General features: G+C 73.5%; 15 protein-coding genes and 3 tRNA genes. 6 read left to right on the top strand and 12 right to left on the bottom strand.

Annotated features, from left to right (window positions below; genetic code table 11):
- Positions 1 to 57: 57 nt before the first annotated feature.
- The 3 genes from selB to DWV08_RS02080 all read right to left on the bottom strand — a co-directional run bounded on the left by selB (position 58) and on the right by DWV08_RS02080 (position 3,379).
- Positions 58 to 1,866, bottom strand: a complete 1,809-nt coding sequence (selB, locus tag DWV08_RS02090; RefSeq protein ID WP_115412285.1) for a selenocysteine-specific translation elongation factor — start codon at positions 1,864 to 1,866, stop codon at positions 58 to 60.
- Positions 1,866 to 3,230 (bottom strand): L-seryl-tRNA(Sec) selenium transferase, encoded by a 1,365-nt coding sequence (selA, locus tag DWV08_RS02085; protein ID WP_115412284.1) that lies wholly within the window; start codon positions 3,228 to 3,230, stop codon positions 1,866 to 1,868. The genes selB and selA overlap by 1 nt, the downstream gene beginning before the upstream one ends.
- A gap of 54 nt (positions 3,231 to 3,284) precedes the next feature.
- Positions 3,285 to 3,379, bottom strand: a tRNA-Sec gene (locus DWV08_RS02080).
- A 97-nt stretch (positions 3,380 to 3,476) separates the two neighbouring features.
- Between DWV08_RS02080 and selD the strand changes: the two genes are divergently transcribed.
- Positions 3,477 to 4,496, top strand: coding sequence for a selenide, water dikinase SelD (gene selD, locus DWV08_RS02075; protein ID WP_115412283.1), 1,020 nt, complete (start codon positions 3,477 to 3,479; stop codon positions 4,494 to 4,496).
- Positions 4,497 to 4,500: 4 nt separating this feature from the next.
- On the opposite strand, the gene nrfD is transcribed toward selD, so the two are convergent.
- From nrfD to DWV08_RS02035, 7 genes are all read right to left on the bottom strand, one after another.
- Positions 4,501 to 5,619: an NrfD/PsrC family molybdoenzyme membrane anchor subunit gene (gene nrfD / locus DWV08_RS02070; RefSeq protein WP_115412282.1), complete on the bottom strand. Its 1,119-nt coding sequence runs from the start codon at positions 5,617 to 5,619 to the stop codon at positions 4,501 to 4,503.
- Entirely contained in the window at positions 5,616 to 6,617 is a 1,002-nt protein-coding gene (locus tag DWV08_RS02065; protein ID WP_115412281.1) for a 4Fe-4S dicluster domain-containing protein, read from the bottom strand. The genes nrfD and DWV08_RS02065 overlap by 4 nt, the downstream gene beginning before the upstream one ends.
- On the bottom strand, positions 6,614 to 9,910 hold the full coding sequence (gene fdnG / locus DWV08_RS02060; protein ID WP_241237287.1) for a formate dehydrogenase-N subunit alpha: 3,297 nt from the start codon (positions 9,908 to 9,910) through the stop codon (positions 6,614 to 6,616). Before fdnG ends, DWV08_RS02065 begins: the two co-directional genes overlap by 4 nt.
- 22 nt (positions 9,911 to 9,932) lie before the next feature.
- A complete protein-coding gene (locus DWV08_RS02050) occupies positions 9,933 to 10,289 on the bottom strand; it encodes a chorismate mutase (RefSeq protein WP_115412278.1) in 357 nt (118 codons plus the stop codon).
- On the bottom strand, positions 10,286 to 11,626 hold the full coding sequence (gene clpX / locus DWV08_RS02045; protein WP_115412277.1) for an ATP-dependent Clp protease ATP-binding subunit ClpX: 1,341 nt from the start codon (positions 11,624 to 11,626) through the stop codon (positions 10,286 to 10,288). Before clpX ends, DWV08_RS02050 begins: the two co-directional genes overlap by 4 nt.
- 209 nt (positions 11,627 to 11,835) lie before the next feature.
- Positions 11,836 to 12,498: an ATP-dependent Clp protease proteolytic subunit gene (locus tag DWV08_RS02040; RefSeq protein WP_162801619.1), complete on the bottom strand. Its 663-nt coding sequence runs from the start codon at positions 12,496 to 12,498 to the stop codon at positions 11,836 to 11,838.
- A 73-nt stretch (positions 12,499 to 12,571) separates the two neighbouring features.
- Positions 12,572 to 13,204 (bottom strand): ClpP family protease, encoded by a 633-nt coding sequence (locus tag DWV08_RS02035; RefSeq protein WP_115412275.1) that lies wholly within the window; start codon positions 13,202 to 13,204, stop codon positions 12,572 to 12,574.
- 405 nt (positions 13,205 to 13,609) lie between these two features.
- Between DWV08_RS02035 and DWV08_RS02030 the strand changes: the two genes are divergently transcribed.
- Together DWV08_RS02030 and DWV08_RS02025 are read left to right on the top strand one after the other, a co-directional pair.
- A complete protein-coding gene (locus DWV08_RS02030) occupies positions 13,610 to 14,440 on the top strand; it encodes a C40 family peptidase (protein ID WP_115412274.1) in 831 nt (276 codons plus the stop codon).
- Between the two features lie 211 nt (positions 14,441 to 14,651).
- A complete protein-coding gene (locus tag DWV08_RS02025; RefSeq protein ID WP_115412273.1) occupies positions 14,652 to 15,227 on the top strand; it encodes a dihydrofolate reductase family protein in 576 nt (191 codons plus the stop codon).
- Between the two features lie 117 nt (positions 15,228 to 15,344).
- Here the strand turns inward: DWV08_RS02025 and tig are convergent, their stop codons facing one another.
- Together tig and DWV08_RS02015 are read right to left on the bottom strand one after the other, a co-directional pair.
- On the bottom strand, positions 15,345 to 16,841 hold the full coding sequence (tig, locus tag DWV08_RS02020; protein ID WP_115412272.1) for a trigger factor: 1,497 nt from the start codon (positions 16,839 to 16,841) through the stop codon (positions 15,345 to 15,347).
- Between the two features lie 84 nt (positions 16,842 to 16,925).
- Positions 16,926 to 16,999: transfer RNA gene (locus DWV08_RS02015), tRNA-Pro, on the bottom strand.
- Between the two features lie 137 nt (positions 17,000 to 17,136).
- Here DWV08_RS02015 and DWV08_RS02010 point away from each other — a divergent pair.
- From DWV08_RS02010 to DWV08_RS02000, 3 genes are all read left to right on the top strand, one after another.
- Positions 17,137 to 17,207, top strand: a tRNA-Gly gene (locus DWV08_RS02010).
- Positions 17,208 to 17,359: 152 nt separating this feature from the next.
- A complete protein-coding gene (locus DWV08_RS02005; protein WP_115412271.1) occupies positions 17,360 to 18,964 on the top strand; it encodes an Ada metal-binding domain-containing protein in 1,605 nt (534 codons plus the stop codon).
- Complete coding sequence (locus DWV08_RS02000; protein WP_115412270.1) at positions 18,961 to 19,470, top strand: methylated-DNA--[protein]-cysteine S-methyltransferase; 510 nt, start codon at positions 18,961 to 18,963, stop codon at positions 19,468 to 19,470. Before DWV08_RS02005 ends, DWV08_RS02000 begins: the two co-directional genes overlap by 4 nt.
- Positions 19,471 to 19,532 lie beyond the last annotated feature (62 nt).

Below are 19,532 nucleotides of genomic sequence, written 5' to 3'. Positions count from 1 at the left end.
CGGCAGGAGCTCAGCGAGAAGGACGACGTTGAGCGCAGGCGCGGGTCCGGAGCGTGGTCAGCGCACCACCTGGCGATGCCTGGCGTCCACGCGACGGGTCCAGCCGCGGGCGTCGAGGTGCTCCAGCAGCGGGATCGCGACGCGGCGCGTGGTCCCCAGCGCCTGGCGGGCCCCGCTGGTGGTGAAGGGCTGTGCGAGCCGGGCCAGCTGCCGCATCGCGAGCGCGGGCGCGGTGGGCAGCAGCACCACCTCGTCGGGCAGTCGCAGCAGGCGTCCCTGCGCGGCGGCGGCCGCGAGCTCGCGCGCGCCGAGGCCGAGGGCCGTGAGGTCCTCGGCCTCCGGGGCGCGGAACGGTGCCTCGGTCAGGGCCTTCTCGAGCTGGGCGACGCCTGCCTCGGCGGCGCCGAGCCCCGCCGCGGCGGCCGGGTCCCGCACCCGGCCGTCCACGAGTGCGAGACCTGCGGCGGCGACAACCCCGTCGAGCAGCTCCGGGGCGGGCAGCGCCAGGGCGTCGGCCGCGGCCTTCCGCGGCACCCCGGCGGAGAGCGGATCGGCGCGCTGCACCCTGCCGACGAGGGCGGTCAGCTCCTCGCGCCAGGCGGCGAGGGCCGCGACGTCGACGAGCTGGTCGCCGTGCCGCTCCACCCCGTCCGGCAGCTGATGCGGCACCGCGATGCCGTAGCGGCGCAGCACCTGCTCCGGCACGGTGCCGCGGCGCGCGACCTCCCCGGCGAGGTCCCCGCCCTCGGGCATCGCCTCGAGCACGCTCTGCCGTCGGCGGCCGTCGCCGCGCCGCACCAGGGAGGGCGGGTCGACGTCGAGGGCGCGCACCCCGGTGCGCACGCCGTGGCTGCCGCTGCCGCGCAGCACGAGCGCATCGCCCACGGCCAGCGGCAGCGGACGCTCGAGGGTGAGCCGGGCATGGTGCGCGCCGAAGGGCCGCACCCGGGCGGTCACCGCGGCGGTGCCCACGTGGGCGATCAGCTCGTTCGGCGCGTCGGCGAGGTCCGCGCCGGTGGTGCGGCGCACGTCGATCTGGGCGGTGAGGTGCCACGCCCCGGGGGTCAGCAGCGCGTCACCGCGACCGATCTGCTCCGCCTCGACGCCGCGGAGGTTCACCGCGGCACGGCTGACGGGCCCGAGCGCGGGGAGCTGCCCGCCGCGGGACTGCAGCCCGCGGACCTGCACCTCGGTCCCGTCACCTCCGCGCTCGCCGCCGCCGTGCGTGCCGCTCAGCACGAGCCGGTCCTCGCGGTGCAGGGTGCCGGCGCCGAGGGTGCCGGTGACCACGGTGCCGGCCCCGGCGACGGTGAAGGACCGATCCACCCACAGCCGCACCCGCTCGGCGGCGTCCGGGCGGCGCGCGGCGGCGACGAGATCGTCGAGGTGCGCGCGCAGCGCGTCCATCCCCTCCCCGGTCACGGCGGAGACCGCGAGCGCGGGCACGTGTGCGAGACCGGTGCCGGCGAGCTCGGCCCGGGCCTGGGCGATGACCTCCGGGACCCGGTCGGGGGCGAGGTCGGCACGGGTCACCACGAGCAGGCCCTGGTCGATGCCGAGCGCGGCGACCGCGTCGCGGTGGTCCGAGGACTGCGCCTGCCAGCCCTCGTCGGCGGCGACGACGAAGCACACGAGCGGCGCGGGGCCGAGCCCGGTGAGCATGTTCCCGAGGAAGCGCTCGTGCCCGGGGACGTCCACGAAGGAGACCTCCTGCCCCGAGGGCAGGACCGTCCAGGCGAAGCCCAGATCGATCGTGAGCCCGCGCCGCTTCTCCTCGGCCAGACGATCCGGCTCGATGCCGGTCAGCGCGCGGATCAGCGTGGACTTGCCGTGGTCGACGTGCCCGGCGGTGGCGATCACCTGCATCAGCGCACGATCCCCCGGACGCCGTGGGAGAGGCACTGCTCCCGGGCGGCGGCGACGGCCTCGACCAGCGCCTCCTCGTCCTCGACGGGCACGCAGCGCAGGTCCAGGAGGCAGGAGCCGCCCTGGACGGTGCCGACCACGGCCGGGCTCCCGGCCCGCAGCGGTGCGGCGAGCTCCTCCTCGAGCGCGATCGCCCAGCCGGGCAGCGGCACGCCCGCCCCTCCCCCGCCGCCGACGCGGCCGTCGTGCGCGACGGTGCGCCCGCCGAGCCGGGCGGCGAGGGCGTCGGTGCGCCTGCGCAGCGCGTCCGGATCGGTGCGCAGCGCCGCGAGCACGGGCGGCATGGGGCCTGCGAGGGTCGCCTCGAGCGCGGCGAGCGCGAGCTTGTCCGCGCGCACGGCCCGGGCCAGGGGGTGCCGGGCCAGGCGGGAGATGGTCTCGGCCGTGCCCAGCAGGATCCCGGCCTGCGGGCCGCCGAGGAGCTTGTCGCCGCTGGTGAGGACCACGTCCGCGCCCGCCTCGAGCGCGGCGGCGGCGTCCGGCTCCTGCGGCAGCGCCTGCTCGGGGTGCAGCAGCCCGGAGCCGAGATCGGCGATCAGCGGCAGGCCGTGCTCGTGCGCGATCGCGGCGAGCTCCGCGATCCCCACCTCGCTGGTGAAGCCCTCGATGCGGTAGTTGCTCGTGTGGACCTTGAGGAGCACGCCGGCGGCCCCGTCGGCGCAGGCCTCGCGGTAGTCGGCGGCGTGCGTGCGATTGGTGGTGCCCACCTCGCGCACCCACGCACCGGCGGAGGCGACCAGCTCCGCGAGGCGGAACCCGGCGCCGATCTCCACCAGCTCGCCGCGGCTCCACACCACCTCCCGGCCCGCGGCCAGCGCGGTCGTGGCCAGCAGCAGGGCGGCGGCGCCGTTGTTGACCACCAGGGCGTCCTCCGCGGCGGGGCAGGCGGCGAGCAGGGCGGCGCGGGCGGCGGCGCCGCGGCGGCCGCGGGCGCCGGTGGTGAGGTCGAGCTCCACGTCGGTGTACCCGGCGGCGTCCTGCAGCGCCCGACGGGCGGCGGGCGAGAGCGGCGCCCGGCCCAGGTTGGTGTGGACGATGACGCCGGTCGCGTTCAGCACGGGGCGCAGGGAGGAGGCGCTGCGCGCCCCGAGCGCGTCGAGGACGGCCCGTTCCACCTGCTCGGGCGCGATCTCGCCGCGACGGGCACGATCCTGGACGGCGCGGACGATCCCGCGCACCACCTGCGCGCCGAGTCCCGCCTGCGCGGCGACGACCGCCGGGAGGGCCAGCAGCGCATCCGTGCGGGGGATCCTCCGGCGCGGATCCTCGCCGCCCTCCTCGACGCGGGCGGTGCCCTGGGCCACGGCTCCTCCTCGGGGTACGGGGCCGCAGGCGGGTGGCGCCGGCGGCCCGGAAGCTGGCGGAGGCGGACGGGAATCGAACCCGCCAGCCCGAGATGCTCGGACTCACCGGTTTTGAAGACCGGGGCGCCCACCAGGACACGTACGCCTCCGCGAGTGACGATATCACCGCCGGACCTGCGAAGATCCACGGATCCGAGTCCGGGACGGACATGTCGTGCCCGCGACGCCGCGGGCTATCGTCGGGGCATGAGCGACGACCTGATCCAGCCCCTCGCCCGCCCCGCGATCCGCCTGACCACGATGGCGCACGGAGGCGGCTGCGCCTCGAAGATCCCGCCGGGGGAGCTCGAGGAGGTCGTCTCCACCCTCGCCGGGCAGCAATACGACCAGGTGATCGTGGGCCTGGACGACGGGGACGACGCCGCCGCGGTGCGGATCGGCGGGCCGGACAGCGACACCGCCGTGCTCTCCACCGCGGACTTCTTCACCCCCGTCGTCGACGACGCCCACGACTGGGGCCGCATCGCCGCCGCCAACGCGCTCAGCGACATCTACGCGATGGGCGGCGAGCCCGTCGTCGCGATCAACCTCGTGGGCTGGCCCCGCGAGGTGCTGCCCTACGAGCTGCTGCAGCAGGTGCTCGCGGGCGGGCTGGCGATCGCGACGGAGGCCGGGGTGCCGGTCATCGGCGGCCACTCGGTCGACGATCCCGAGCCGAAGTACGGCATGGCCGTCACCGGCACCGCGGACCCGGAGCGCCTGCTGCGCAACGACGCCGCGGCGGCCGGGCTGCCGATCACGCTCACGAAGCCGCTCGGCGTGGGGCTGCTGAACAACCGCATGAAGTCCACCGGCGAGGTCTCGAGCGCGGCGATCGACGTGATGACCACCCTGAACCGGGATGCCTCCCGCGCCGCCCTCGCGGCCGGGGCGCGGGCCGCCACCGACGTGACCGGCTTCGGCCTGCTCGGGCACCTGTTCAAGATGGGCCGCGCCTCCTCGGTGGGCATGGTGGTCGACCGTGCCGCGGTGCCGCTCGTGGACGGGGCCGCGGAGGCGCTGCGCGACGGGTACGTCTCCGGCGGCACGCGGCGGAACCTCGACTGGGTGCGGCATGCTGTCGAGGCCGGTCCCGGCATCGTCGAGGACGACCTGCTGCTGCTCGCCGATGCGCAGACCAGCGGCGGCCTGCTGGTCATCGGCGAGGTGCCCGGCTACCCCGTGATCGGCGAGACCGTCGCGGGCGAGGGGATCGAGGTGCGCTGACCGGTCAGCCGGCGGTGGTGATCGAGTCGTCGGTGATCCCGGCGGCGCGCCGTGCCGCCAGGCGCGCCTTCTGCGGCGCGACCACGCGCCGGGGATCCTTCACGGACTCGAGCCCCGCGTTCAGCACGCCGAAGCGGGTCAGGGCCGAGGCGGTCAGAAGCGCCGCACCGCCGGCCGCGGCGAGCACGCGGCTGCGCCTGCCGAGCACGGTGGCGAGTCCGCCGCCGACCGCGAGGCGCTCCGCCCAGGTGAGCAGCCGTCCGGGCGTGCCGCTCTCCAGCGGCTCCCGCTCCAGCGGATGCATCGACGCCTTCATGCGGTGCATGGACACCAGATCGCCCGCGACCCCGGCGATCGCGAGGAGACGGGCGGGACCCGCCTCGCGGACCGGGGTGGTCACCATCGCGGCCCCGCCTGCGGCGAGGCTCGCGGAGGAGGCGAACAGGAAGGGCAGCTGCCCGCGGCCGGCCTCCCAGGTGGGGACCACGGTGTTGCCCAGCAGCGCCCCGGTGTAGGAGGCGAGCAGCGGGGCGAGGACGGCCTGGCCCAGGGAGGCGGGGCCCTCGCCGGCCCGGAGCAGGGGGCGCATCGCCCCGAGCGGCAGCTTCTCCCCCGTCAGGCGGTCGACCTCGAGCACGCCGAGCACGCCGGACAGGGAGGCGAAGCCGCCCACCACCCAGGTGCCGAGGCTCATGGGGCTGGTGACCTTGACGGTCCGCATCATGTTCAGGAAGCGCTCGGGCCGGCCGAGGTCCTCGATGAGGGCCACGGTGCCGAGGCCGATGGTGCCCAGCGCCATCAGCCGGGCGTTGCGTCGCAGCAGCGGCCTGCCCGTGCACTGGGCCCCGGCGGCGAGCAGGCCGGAGCCGCCGGCGACCCCGCCGAGGAACAGGTACACGGCGATCGGCGCCTTCCACGGCGGCGCCTTGACGATGGGGCGCCCGTAGTAGGAGTCGTACTCGTCGGACCGCTCGACCTCGACGTCCTCGACGACGGCGCCCTCGCGGGAGCCGTCGCCCATCCCGACCTCGCCGAGGCCGAGGCGTCGGCGGCGCTTCCCGCCGCCGCGACGGCGTCGGGGCTTCTCCGGCGGGCGGTCCGCGTCGAACTCGGTGAGGCTCATCGGCGCGCCCCCAGGAAGGACAGCGCCACCGCGGCGACCATGCCCGCCGCGGCCAGGCCGGTGCGGGCGTAGAGGCGGGGCAGCGACTTCGTGGGCACCTGCGGGTCCGGCGGGAGGCCGTACACCTCCGGCTCGTCCAGCAGCAGGAACACCGATCCGGTGCCGCCCACGCCGTCCTTGGGGTTCGTGCCGTACAGCCGCGCCTCGGTCATCCCCCGCTCATGCAGGTCCGCCACGCGCTGCGTCGCCTCCTGCGCGAGATCCGGATGGTCGCCGAAGGTGATCGACTGGGTGGGGCAGGTCGCGGAGCAGGCCGGCTGCTCGCCGTCGACGAGGCGGTCGTAGCACAGCGTGCACTTGCTGGCGGTGCCGTGGCGGGGATCCTCCTCCTCGCGCACCGCGAACGGGGAGACGGTGCCGTCGTCCCGGCGCTCGATGACGCCGAAGGGGCAGGCGCTCACGCAGGTACCGCAGCCGTTGCACACGTCCTGCTGGACCACCACGGAGCCGAACTCGGAGCGGAAGATCGCACCCGTCGGGCACACGTCCAGGCAGCCGGCGTTGGTGCAGTGCTTGCACACGTCCGAGGACATCAGCCAGCGGAACTCGGGGGTGTCCGGCGGGGTGCGGTCCACCTGCGAGAGATCGCCGGCGGGGGTCGCGCCGCGCGGCCCGGAGGACGTCGGGCCGATCCCCGGCATGCCCAGGCTGACGAGCTTCCGCCCGGACTCGCGCGCCTCCTCGATCCGCTCCTGGCCCTGCTCGACGAAGGCGACGTGGCGCCACGTGTTCGCCCCGAGCTCGCCGGTGTTGTCGTAGCTCGAGCCGAGGATCTCGAGGTTCCCGTCGATCGGGTTGCGGTTCCACTCCTTGCACGCCACCTCGCAGGCCTTGCAGCCGATGCAGATCGAGGTGTCGGTGAAGAAGCCCTTGCGCTCGTGGTCGTGTCCCCACCCGGTCTCCGCGGCGGGACCTCCTGGTCCTGCGAGCAGGCTCATCGGTTCCTCATCTCCTTCATCGACGGCTCTCCCGTGGGCGCGGCGGGCGCTTCGTCGGGGCCGCGCATCGCATGCGGGGTCGCCTCCGTGACCGGGCCGGCGCCGGGTGCGCCCTCGGCCCCGTCGACCTGCGGGTGCAGCGCGGGGATCAGCCCGGCCCGACGGCGGTAGTCCTCCACGAGCTCCGCACGCCCGGCCCCCTGGGGGCGACGCCCCGGGATGATCGTGCACGAGTTGTTCTTGCTGTTCTGGATCTGGGTGTTGGCATCGAGGTTCATGCCGATCAGGTCGTTCGCGCCGTCGCCCTGGACCACGGCCTCGCGGCCGCGGCCCCAGTGGAAGGGCAGACCGATCTGGTGGACCGTCCGCTCCCCCACGCGCAGCGGAGTCATCCGCTCGGTGACCAGCACCTTCGCCTCGATCGCATTGCGCGCCGAGATGATGGTCGCCCAGCCGTAGGGCTCGAGACCGATCTCCTCGGCCAGCTCCGGGGAGACCTCGCAGTACATCTCCGGCTGGAGCTCGGAGAGGTAGGGCAGGAAGCGGCTCATGCCGCCGGCGGTGTGGTGCTCGGTGATCCGGTAGGTGGTGAACACGTACGGGTACACCTCGCCGCCCTCACCCATCGCCCCCGGGGAGCTGAGGTTGTCCTCGTCCCGGAAGGTGACGCGGGTGGGATTGGACTGCTGCGTGTACAGGGGGTTGCGGATGTTCGACTCCGGCGCCTCGTAGTGCGTCGGCATCGGACCGTCCACCATGCCGGTGGGCGCGAAGAGCCATCCCCGGCCGTCGGCCTGCATGATGAAGGCGTCGGTGCCCGCGAGCGCCGCGGCGCCGCCCCGATCGGGGTCGCCGGGATCGTCGGGGCGTTTGGTCGGCGGGAAGTCCGGCACGTCCTTGCCGGTCCACGTCCCGGACTCCTCGTCCCACCAGACCCACTTCTTGCGCTCGCTCCAGGGCCTGCCCTCGGGATCCGCGGAGGCGCGGTTGTAGAGGATCCGCCGGTTCGCGGGCCAGGCCCAGCCCCAGTCGGCCGCGGTCTCGTCCTGCTCGCTGCCGGGGGTGCGCCGGCGGGCGCGGTTCACACCGCCCGCGTAGACGCCGGCATAGACCCAGCAGCCGCCGATGGTGGAGCCGTCGTCCCTCATCTCGCCGAAGGAGTCCAGCGGCTGCCCGGCCCTCTCCCCCGAGAGGTGGCGGCCGTTGATCTCCGCGAGCACCGCCTCGGCGTCCGGGTCGCCGTGCTCGTCCACCGGATAGTCCCAGGTGAGGTCCAGGATCGGCCGGTCGCGGGGATCGGTGGAGCCGGCGAGCTTCTCCCGGATGCGTCGCCCCAGCTCGTACATGAACTCGAGGTCGCTGCGCGCATCGCCGGGCGCGTCCACGGCCTTGTCCCGCCACTGCACCATGCGCTGGGTCTGCGTGAACGAGCCGGACTTCTCGGCATGGTTCGCGGCGGGGAGGAAGAACATCTCCGTCCCGATCTGCTCCGGGGAGAGCTCCCCGGACTCGATCTCCGGCCCGTCGCGCCAGAACGTCGCCGATTCGATCATGTAGAAGTCGCGCACCACCATCCACTTCAGCTTCGACATCCCCAGCCGCTGCATGCGCCCGTTGGCCGAGCCGACCGCCGGGTTCTGGCCGAACAGGAAGTACCCGTCCACGTCGCCCTCGAGCATCCGCATGACGGTCTGGTAGGTGCCGTGCGCGCCGGTGAGCCGGGGCAGGTGATGGAATCCCCAGTCGTTCTCCGCGGTGGCGTGATCCCCCCACCAGGCCTTCAGGAGGTTGATCGCGTAGACGTCCGCGTTCGCCCAGAAGCCCTTCTGCTCCTTCTTCCCGATCCCGCGTGCGTACTCCGCGAAGTCGTCCTGCCCGGCCTTCGGCATCGGCAGGTAGCCGGGGAGGATGTGGTAGAGCGTGGGGATGTCGGTGGAGCCCTGGATGGTGGCGTGGCCGCGCAGAGCCATGATGCCGCCGCCGGGCCGGCCCACGTTGCCCATGAGGAGCTGGAGGATCCCCGAGGTGCGGATCATCTGCGCCCCGCCCTGGTGCTGGGTCCAGCCCAGCGCATAGGCGAACATCGTGGTCTTCTCACGGCCGGAGTTCTCCGCGATCGCGGTGGCGAGGTACTCGAAGTCCTCCGGGGAGATGCCGCAGGTGTCCTGCACCATCTGCGGGGTGTAGCGCGCGTAGTGGCGCTTCAGGATCTGGAAGACGGTGCGGGGGTGCTGCAGCGTCTCGTCCCGTTCGGGCAGGCCGCGCGCGATCCTCTCCGGGTCCCCGGCGTACGCCCAGGTGGAGTTGTCGTAGGTGCCGGTCTCCGGGTCGTAGCCCGAGAACAGGCCGTCGAGGTCCTCGGGGTCCCCGTACTCCTCGGAGATGAGCGTCGAGGCGTTCGTGTACGCGCTGACGTACTCCGCGAAGTACAGCTCGTTCTCGAGCACGTGCCGGATCACGCCGCCCAGCAGCACGATGTCCGTGCCGGTGCGGATCGGGATGTGTCGGTCCGCGTTGGCGGAGGTGCGCGTGAAGCGCGGATCGACGTGGATCACGCGGGCCCCGCGCTTCTTCGCCTCGATCACCCACTGGAAGGCGACCGGATGGGCCTCGGCCATGTTCGAGCCCTCGATGACGATGAGGTCAGCGTTGGCGAAGTCCTGCACCGTGTTCGTGGCACCGCCACGACCGAACGAGGCTCCCAGACTGGGAACCGTGGCGGAGTGTCATATGCGGGCCTGGTTCTCCATCTGGATGGCGCCCGCCGCCGTGAAGAACTTCTTGATCAGATAGTTCTCCTCGTTGTCGATGGTCGCGCCGCCGAGGCTGGCGATGCCCATCGTGCGCCGGAGGGGATGGCCGTGCTCGTCCTCGTCCTCCCAGTGGTCGCGGCGCGCCTGGAGGAAGCGGTCCGCGATCATGTCCATCGCGGTGTCGAGATCGAGGTCCTCCCACTCGGTCCCGTAGGGGCGGCGGTAGCGGACCGTGGTCTGGCGCAGGGAGGAGTTGACGAGCTGCTCGCTGGCGGCGCCCTTCGGGCACAGGCGCCCCCGGGAGACCGGGGAGTGCGGGTTGCCCTCGATCTGGATGACGCGGCCGTCCTTGTGGAAGATCCGCTGGCTGCAGCCGACGGCGCAGTAGGGGCAGACGCTCTCGGCCATGCCGTCCGCCTCCGCGGTGCGCGGCGCGATGCCGCGGGTCCGCGAGGACGTGACGGCGGTGCCGCGTCCGGTCGGATCCGCTCCGCGCAGCTGGCGCAGAACCGGCCAGTCGAGGAATGTGAGGCGAGCCATGACGGGATCCTATCAGCGCAGGTTAGACCGTCTCCGCGCCCTCGTCGCGGAGCCGCTCGTGGTGGCGGATCACCTCGGTGACGATGAACCGCAGGAACGCCTCGGCGAAGGTGGGGTCCAGCCCGGCCTCGTCGGCGAGCTCGCGCAGGCGCGCGATCTGCTCCTGCTCCCGGGACGGGTCCGCGGGCGGCAGCCCGTGCTCGGCCTTCAGCAGCCCCACCCGCTGCGTGTGGGAGAAGCGCTCGGCGAGCAGGTGCACCAGGGCCGCGTCGATGTTGTCGATGCTGCGCCGCTCCGCGCGCAGCAGCTCGCGGGCGCGCTCGACGTCCTGCTCGCGCAGGTCGGCGGCGGAGGCGGCCGACGGATCCGTGCCCGTCATGCGCTGCGCTCCCGGCGGTCCTCGTCGGCCCCGGACTCCGCGTCCTTGCCGGTGAGCATCAGGGGCGCACGCCCCTCGGTGACCACGCCCTCGGTGATGACCACCTTGACGACGTCGTCCCGGGAGGGCACCTCGAACATCACCGGCTGCAGCGCCTCCTCGAGGATGGCGCGCAGCCCGCGGGCGCCCGTCTCCCGCTCGATGGCCTTGTCCGCGATCGCCTCGAGGGCGCTGCGCTCGAAGTCCAGCTCCACGCCGTCCAGCGAGAACATCTTGCGGAACTGCTTGACCAGGGCGTTGCGCGGCTCGGTGAGGATCGTGATCAGCGCGTCCCGATCCAGGTTGGAGACGCTGGAGATCACCGGAAGGCGGCCGATGAACTCGGGGATCAGCCCGAACTTCAGCAGATCCTCCGGCAGAAGCTTGCCGTACAGCTGCTCCTGCTCGAGCGGCGAGTGCAGCTCGGAGCCGAAGCCGATGCCGCGCTTGCCGATGCGGGAGGCGATGATGTCCTCGATGCCGGCGAAGGCGCCGGCGACGATGAACAGCACGTTGGTGGTGTCGATCTGGATGAACTCCTGGTGCGGGTGCTTGCGCCCGCCCTGCGGCGGCACCGCCGCGACCGTGCCCTCCAGGATCTTCAGCAGCGCCTGCTGCACGCCCTCGCCGGAGACGTCCCGGGTGATCGAGGGGTTCTCCGACTTCCGGCCGATCTTGTCGATCTCGTCGATGTAGATGATGCCGCGCTCGGCCCGCTTGACGTCGTAGTCGGCGGCCTGCAGCAGCTTGAGCAGGATGTTCTCCACGTCCTCGCCCACGTAGCCGGCCTCGGTGAGGGCCGTGGCGTCCGCCATCGCGAAGGGGACGTCGAGCATCCGGGCGAGGGTCTGGGCGAGGTAGGTCTTGCCGCAGCCGGTGGGGCCCACCAGCATCACGTTGGACTTCGCGACCTCGATCGGGTCCTGCGCGGCGCCGGCGTCCTCGGCGAGGGCCTCGGCGGCGCTCTTGGCCGACGGCGCGGCCTGCTCCGCCTCCTGCGCGCGCACCCGCTTGTAGTGGTTGTAGACCGCGACTGAGAGCGCACGCTTGGCGGGGTCCTGCCCCACCACGTACTGCTCGAGGAACTCGTGGATCTCCCGTGGGGCCGGCAGCGGGGCCTGCTCCTGCGGGGCGGGCTGCGCGGCCTGGATCTCCTCGGCGATGATCTCGTTGCACAGCTCGATGCATTCCTCGCAGATGTACACCCCCGGCCCGGAGATCAGCCGTTCCACCTGCTTCTGCGACTTCCCGCAGAAAGAGCACTTGAAGACGTCTCCGCCCTCGTTCGATCGTGCCACAGCGTCCTCCTTCTCAGCGCGGGCCCCGCCAGTCTAGCGGCGCGCCCCCGCTCCCCCGGCGAAGGCTCGCTGGGCGGCGAAGGAGATTCCCGCGCGGGCACCCGAGGCAGAGAGCGCGACAGGGAAGCACGGGCGTCACCGTGCCTCCCTGCCGCGCTCCGCCACGGCTCACACGACGGTCCGCTCCTCCGCGGGGCGGCCGCCCGTGGTCACTGCGCGATCCGCGCGGCGGGAGCCTTGCGGGACTCCAGCACCTGGTCCACCAGGCCGTACTCGAGGGCGGCCTGCGCGGTGAGGATCTTGTCGCGCTCGATGTCCGTGCTCACCTGCTCCTTGGTGCGGCCGGAGTGGTGGGCGAGGGTCTCCTCGAGCCACTCGCGCATGCGCATGATCTCGTTGGCCTGGATCTCGAGGTCGGAGGCCTGACCGCCGCCGCCCTCGCCGCCCATCGCGGGCTGGTGGATGAGGATCCGGGCGTTGGGCAGCGCGAGGCGCTTGCCCGGCGCGCCGGCGGCCAGCAGCACGGCGGCCGCGGAGGCGGCCTGGCCCAGGCACACCGTGGTGATCTCCGGCTTGATGTACTGCATCGTGTCGTAGATCGCGGTGAGGGCGGTGAAGGAGCCGCCCGGGCTGTTGATGTACAGCGTGATGTCGCGGTCCGGGTCCTGGGACTCCAGGACCAGCAGCTGGGCCATGACGTCGTCGGCCGAGGCGTCGTCCACCTGGACGCCCAGGAAGATGATGCGGTCCTCGAACAGCTTGGTGTACGGGTCCTGGCGCTTCATGCCGTAGGCGGTGCGCTCCTCGTACTGGGGCAGCACGTAGCGCGAGGTGGGCATCGGGGCCGTACGGCCGGCCTGGGCGATCGGCATCGCGCCGAAGGGACGGGGATCGAAGGTCACGGGGTCTCCTTGCGTGAAGGGCGGAGGGTGGTTGCCGGGGCGGTCACTCGGCGGTGCCGCCACCGCCGGTGACGTCGCCCGAGCCGCTGACGATCTTGTCGATGAATCCGTACTCGAGCGCCTCCGTGGCGGTGAACCACTTGTCGCGGTCGGAATCGGCGGTGATCTGCTCGACGCTCTTGCCGGTCTGCTCGGCGATCAGCTCCGCCAGGGTGCGCTTCATCGAGAGGATGAGGTCCGCCTGGATCTTGATGTCGGTGGCGGTGCCGCCCAGACCGCCGAGCGGCTGGTGCATGAGCACGCGGGTGTGGGGGGTGGCGTAGCGCTTGCCCTTGGTGCCGGAGGAGAGCAGGAACTGCCCCATCGACGCGGCCATGCCCATGCCCACGGTCACCACGTCCGGCTTCACGAACTGCATGGTGTCGTAGATGGCCATGCCGGCCGTGATCGAGCCGCCGGGGCTGTTGATGTAGAGGTAGATGTCCTTCTCGGGGTCCTCGGCCGCGAGCAGGAGCAGCTTGGAGCAGATGGCGTTGGCGTTCTCGTCGCGCACCTCCGAGCCGAGCCACACGATCCGCTCGCGCAGGAGGCGCTGGTAGACGTTGTCGTCCAGCCCCATCGGGGTGTCGCCCGCCGCGCTGCGGGGCGGGAAGGTCTGAGTGCTCTGCGAGGACACGGGGTCTCCTTCATGCCGGAAATCGTCGATGGGTCGACTCTAGGCGCTGGGTGGACCCCGGGCTCGCACTGTTCGCCGCAGGCGCACTGCGCGCCGCCCCGTCGGTGCGCCGGTGCGGTCTCTCCGCGCCGCGGCGTCCCGACGCTGCGAGGCCGCGGCGCCGCCGCCCGTGCCCGGCGGCGATGTGCGCCATCGGCCTCCGCTTCGTCAAGCCGGGGCGCAGAAGGGTCACGGCGACGGACAGTTCGTTAAAAAACGCACCAAATCGCCTGCCCGGCTCTGCCAAGCCCGCTGACCGGCGCCCCACCGCGCTCCTACGGTGGTCGCATCGCCCCGCCCACGGCGCGGCCCCCTCGCCTGCAGTACACCCCCGGCCCCACGCCGGGACCGGAAGGAACGAACCCCATGGCTCAGCACAACACCCACCGCACCCCCGGCCGCGCCCAGCTGCCCACCCACCACGCCCAGCGCGCCGCGCGCGGCCTCGGTGGCGCCGCCGTGCTCGGCACCGTCGTCGTGGGCACCGCGTTCACCGGCGGCGCGGCGCAGGCCGCCCCGGCCGCTCCCGCCGCCCCGGCCGTGAGCGCCCCCGCCGCGACGACCGCTCCCGCGGCCCCCACCGTCGTCACCCCGTCGGCCGTGCTCGACTCCACGCAGAAGCTGCGCTGGGGCTCCCGCGGCGGCGCGGTCCAGGATCTCCAGTCCGCGCTCAACGACCACGGCGCGAGCCTCGCGGTGGACGGCGTCTTCGGCCCGCGCACCCACGCCGCGGTGAAGAGCTACCAGTCCGCCAACGGCCTGCTCGTGGACGGGATCGTGGGCCCCCAGACCCGCGGCTCCCTGAACGCCGGCGGCGGCGTCTCCACCGGCGGCGCGTCCGTCTCCACCTCCTCCTCGACCTCCAGCTCGAACGCGATCGTCGACGCGGCGCGCTCGGCGCTCGGCACCCCGTACAGCTGGGGCGGCGCCTCCCTCAGCGGCATGGACTGCTCCGGCCTGGTGAACTACGCCTACGCGGCGGCCGGCATCGACGTGCCGCGCACCTCGAGCCAGATCGCCAACGGCGGCCGCTGGATCTCGCAGTCCGAGGCGCAGCCGGGCGACATCGTGGCCTGGTCCGGCCACGTCGCGATCTACATCGGCAACGGTCAGATCATCGACGCCTCCGGCTCGAAGCAGCGCGTCGTGGAGCGCTCCATCTGGGGCAACCCGATCGGCTACGTCACCTACCGCTGATCACCCCGCTCCCCGAAGGCCCGGTCTCCGCACGGAGACCGGGCCCTCGTGCTCCCCGGCGCCGTGCAGGCGCCGCGCCCGCCGCACCGACACCTCGTCGAGTCCACCGACCCCGGCCGGTGCAGCCCTTGACGGTCCCCCTGCGCCCCCGGAGCATGGTTGCATCGCGCCGTGCGGCGCGGGAGCACCGCTGCTGCCGAGGAGGGCGCTGATGGCACAGGTCGTCTGGGGGTTCAGTGCGTCGCTGGACGGATTCCTCGCCGGGCCGGGGCACGACATGAGCTTCCTCGGCGATCTGCCGGCGTCGATGGCCGGCCCCGCGCCGGAGGACACCGCCGCCCTCGCCGCGGCCGTGGGGGCGATCCTCTCCGGCCGTGACGGCTACGACGCCGCCCTCGCCCAGGCCGGCGAGCGGGACGCGCTGACGGCGGAGGCCTACGGCGGGGCGTACACGGGCACGGAGATCATCCTCACCCATCGGCCGGAGGAGCTGGCGGAGGATTCCTCCGTGATCGCCTGGAACGTGGACGTGCGCGAGGCCGTGCGCCGGGCGAAGGAGATCGCCGGGGAGAAGGACGTGCAGATCATCAGCGCGGACATCGCCCGGCAGGCCCTCGAGCACGACCTGGTGGACGTGCTGCAGGTGTGGACGGTGCCGGTGTTCCTCGGGGACGGGACGCGGATCTTCTCGGTGCCCGGCGGGCGACGCGTGCGCTGGGAGCCGGCGGGGACCCTCGGGGCCGACCCCGAGACCTGCGGACGGCTGTACCGGCCACGGCGCGACTGACCCCGGCCCCGGCCCCGAGGGCCCCGGCCCCGAGGGTCCCTGCCGACGACGGCGGGCCGCCATCCCCGCAGGGATGACGGCCCGCCGTCTCGTCCGCCCCCGTGCGGGGGCGGTGGGTCACTCGGAGTCGGTCGCCTCGGCGGCCTCGTCCTTCGTGGCGGCCTTCTTGGCCGGGGCCTTCTTGGCGGCGGCCTTCTTGGCCGGAGCCTTCTTCGCCGGCTTCTCCTCGGCGTCGTCCTCCGCGGCCGCGGCCTTCTTCGCCGGGGCCTTCTTCGCGGCGGCCTTCTTCGCCGGCTTCTCCTCGGCGGCCTCGTCCTCGTCAGCGGCCTCGTCCTCGGGCTCCTCGGCCTTCAGGCCCAGGTCCAGCACGTCGCCGGAGGCGTTCTTGACGATGACGTCCGCGAGCACCACGTCCAGCGCCTTGGAGCGCTGCACCTCGCCGAAGATCTGCTCGAGCTGGCCGGACTGGGCCAGCATCTGCAGCAGCTGGTTCGGCTCGATGCCGTACTGGCCGGAGAGCTGGGTCACGTAGCTCATGAGGTCGTTCTGGTCGACCTGCACCTCGCGGGTGGCGTTGAGCTCGTCGAGCAGGAACTGCGCGCGGATCGCCTTCTCGGTGTCCTCGCGGATCTCCTCGCCGTGCGGGTCGCCGGCCTCCTTGCCCTCGTTCTCGAGGTGGGAGGCGATCTCGTCGTCGACGAGCTGCGCGGGCACCGGGATCTCGAGCTCCTCCAGGAGCTTCTCGAGCAGCGCGTTGCGGGCCAGGGACACGCGGTTGCCCTCGGCGTCCTGGGCGGCCTGGACCTTGAGGTCCTCCTTGAGCTCGTCGATGGTGTCGAACTCGGAGGCCATCTCGGCGAACTCGTCGTCGGCCTCGGGCAGCTCGCGCACCTTGACGGACTGCGCGGTGACCTTGACCTGCGCCTCCTCGCCGGCGCGGTCGCCGCCGGCGAGCTTCGAGACGAAGGTCGTGGTCTCCTCGGCGGAGAGGCCGATGAGCGCCTCGTCGAGGCCCTCGAGCATGTTGCCCTCGCCGATCTGGTAGGAGACGCCCTCGACGGACTCGATCTCCTCGTCCTCGATGGTGGCGACCATGTCGAGGGAGACGAAGTCACCGTTCTCGGCGGGGCGGTCCACACCCACCAGGGTGCCGAAGCGCTCACGGAGCTCGGTCAGGCGCACCTCGACGGCGTCCTCGTCGACCTCGGGCTCCTCGATCTCCACCTCATAGGAGGCGAAGTCCGGCAGGGTGATCTCGGGGCGCACGTCCTGCTCGACGGTGAAGAGCAGGTTGCCCTCCTCGGAGCCGTCCAGGCCCGGGACCTCGTTCACCTCGACCTCGGGGCGGCCGACGGGCTTGAGCTCCGCCTCGGCCGCGGCCTGCTGGTAGAAGTCGGGCAGGGCGTCGTTGACGGCCTCCTGCATGATCGCGGGGCGGCCGAAGCGCTGCTCGACGAGCTTGGAGGGGACCTTGCCCTTGCGGAAGCCCGGGATCTGCACCTGATCGGCGATCTTTGCGGTGGCGGCCTCGACGGCCGGCTTGAGCTCGTCGAAAGGCACCTCGACGGTGAGCTTCACCCGGGTGGGGCTGAGCTTCTCGGACTCGGTCTTCACTGGTCAGGTCTCCCTGTGGATGGACATCATATGGACGTTTCTCGTGGCGCTCCGGGGCCCGCACGGCGGCGACCCGGCGCGGAGTCGGGGTGACAGGATTTGAACCTGCGACTTCCCGCTCCCAAAGCGGGTGCTCTACCAAGCTGAGCTACACCCCGGAGGGCAACCCAGGGGATATTACCCGTTCTGCGCGCACGACGCCCGGAGCGGGGATGGACCCTGTGAGCAGATGCATGTCACCTGGGCCACTGCGGATGTGCCCCGGAGCCCCTGATCTGGTTCAATGGGGCGGCACGCGGGCGTAGCTCAATGGTAGAGCCTCAGTCTTCCAAACTGATTACGCGGGTTCGATTCCCGTCGCCCGCTCCGATCGCGCAGGCCGCATCCCCTCTCTCCGGGGATGCGGCCTGTTCGCGTCCGTGCCGGGATTGCGCGGAGTCCGGTGCGGTCGGGCCTGCGCCCGCCGCGCTGGCCGAATCCCGCTGGTGCCGCAGGCCCGGGCGCGGTTCACTGGAGGCATGCAGACGATGACCGACGACGAGCGCTTCGCGGCGATCCGCGCCCGGGACGCGCGCTTCGACGGGATGTTCTTCACCTGCGTGCGCTCCACCGGGATCTTCTGCCGCCCCTCCTGCCCGGCACGCACCCCCTCCCGCGGCGGGGTGGAGTTCGTGCCCTCGGCCGCCGCGGCGGTCGCGGCCGGCTACCGCGCCTGCAAGCGCTGCGGCCCGACGGCACCGCCCGGCAGCCCCGACGACGACCCCGCGGGCTCGCTCGCGGGGCGGGCGCTGCGCCTGCTCGAGGCCGGGGCGCTCGACGGCGACGGGACCGTCCCCGCGCTCGCCGCACGGCTGGCGGTCTCCGAGCGGACCCTGCACCGGGCGCTGGTGGAGCGCACCGGCGCGGGCGCTCTCGCCCACGCCCGGATCCTGCGGGCCCGGCGCGCCCACGATCTCGTCACCGGCTCGGACCTGCCGCTGGCGACCATCGCGCACATCGCCGGCTTCGGTTCGGAGCGCCAGTTCCACGACGCCTTCTCCCGCCTGTTCGGCCACGCCCCCTCCGTGGTCCGGGAGCGCAGCCGCGGTGCGCGGGGCTCCCGCCCCGAGGACGGCCCCGGCGTCCGTGCCGAGGCCGACGGATGCCATGGTGCGGCCGGGGCCGGCGCGCAGTGCCCCATCGGCCAGGGCGCCTCGGTCACCGCGCGCCTCGCCCTGCGCGGCCCCTTCGACGGCGCGGGTCTCGCGGACTGGTTCTCCCATCGCGCCGTGCCGGGCGTCGAGCAGCTCGACGGATTCGTGTGGACCAGGGCGCTGCGCCTCCCGCACGGGCCGGGCGTGGTGCGCGTGGACCTGGCGGGCCCGGCCCCGCTCGCCGCGCGGCTGAGGCTCGCGGACCTGCGCGACCACGCCGCGGCCCTCGCCGCCGTGCGCCACCTGCTGGACCTGGACGCGGACCCCGTGGGCATCGACGCCGGGCTCGTCGAGGCCCTGCCGGCCCTCGCCCCGCTCGTCGCGGCGCGCCCCGGGGTGCGCCTGCCCGGGACGCCGAGCCCTCGCGAGGCGCTGCTGTGGGCGATCACCGGCCAGCAGATCACCACCGCCCAGGCTCGGGAGCAGATCACCCGCGCCACCGACCTGCTCACCGAGGAGCTGCCCGAGGCCCTGCGCCCCGGGGGCGTGCACCGCCTGCCGGTGGATCCCATGCGCGCCGCGGCGACGGCCGCGGAGTGGTTCCGAGGCCCGTCGGCCCGCCGCCGCACGCTCGCCAGCGCCGTCCCCTCCCCTGCGCTCGAGGAGGCGGCCGGCCCGCAGGCTCTGCGCGAGCACCTGCTCGCGCTGCCCGGGGTGGGGCCGTGGACCGCCGACTACGTGCTGCTGCGCGGGGTGCGGGCGGTGGACGTCGCCCCCGCCCGTGACGCCGCGCTGCTCGCCGCCGCCCGCGACCTCGGCCTCGCCGAGAACCACGCCGCGCTCGCCGCCGCGCTGCGGGCCGCCTCGCCCTGGCGCTCCTACGCCTGCCTGCACCTGTGGCACCACGCCGCCGCGCTCCGCCGCGGCGGCACCGTTTCCGCCACCCCTGCCCCGCACACCCCCGCCCCCGTGGAAGGACCGCCCTCATGAGCACCGCACCGACCGACGCACCCCGCCACCGCAGGGTCCCCACCCCGCTGGGCGACTACCTGATCGCCGCGGAGGGCGAGTCGCTGACCGGGGTGTGGCGGGACGGGCAGGCCCATTTCCCGGGCGCCTCCCGGCTCGGCGATCCGGCACCGGGGCCCGATGCGCTGCTGGACGCCGCCGCGGCCCAGCTGCGCGAGTACCTCGACGGCGAGCGCGAGGCCTTCGACCTGCCCACCGCGGCCCGGGGCACCGACTTCCAGCAGGCCGTGTGGCGCCACCTCACCACCATCCCGCGCGGGGCCACCACCACCTACGGCGCCATCGCCCGAGCGCTGGGCACGCCGCGCGCGGCGCAGGCCGTCGGCGCCGCGGTGGGCGCGAACCCGCTCTCGATCGTGGTGCCCTGCCACCGGGTGCTGGGCAGCACCGGCAGCCTCACCGGCTACGCGGGCGGCCTGGACACGAAGCGGGCGCTGCTGCGCCTGGAGGGCGCCGCGCTCGCCTGATCGCTCACATCCCGCGGCGCGGGCGCGCACGGCCTCCCTCGATGCCGAGCGCGTGACACGAT

Source organism: Brachybacterium saurashtrense (genome assembly GCF_003355475.1).
Taxonomy (GTDB): Bacteria; Actinomycetota; Actinomycetes; order Actinomycetales; family Dermabacteraceae; genus Brachybacterium; species Brachybacterium saurashtrense.
This window is presented reverse-complemented; position numbering and strand designations above follow the sequence as displayed.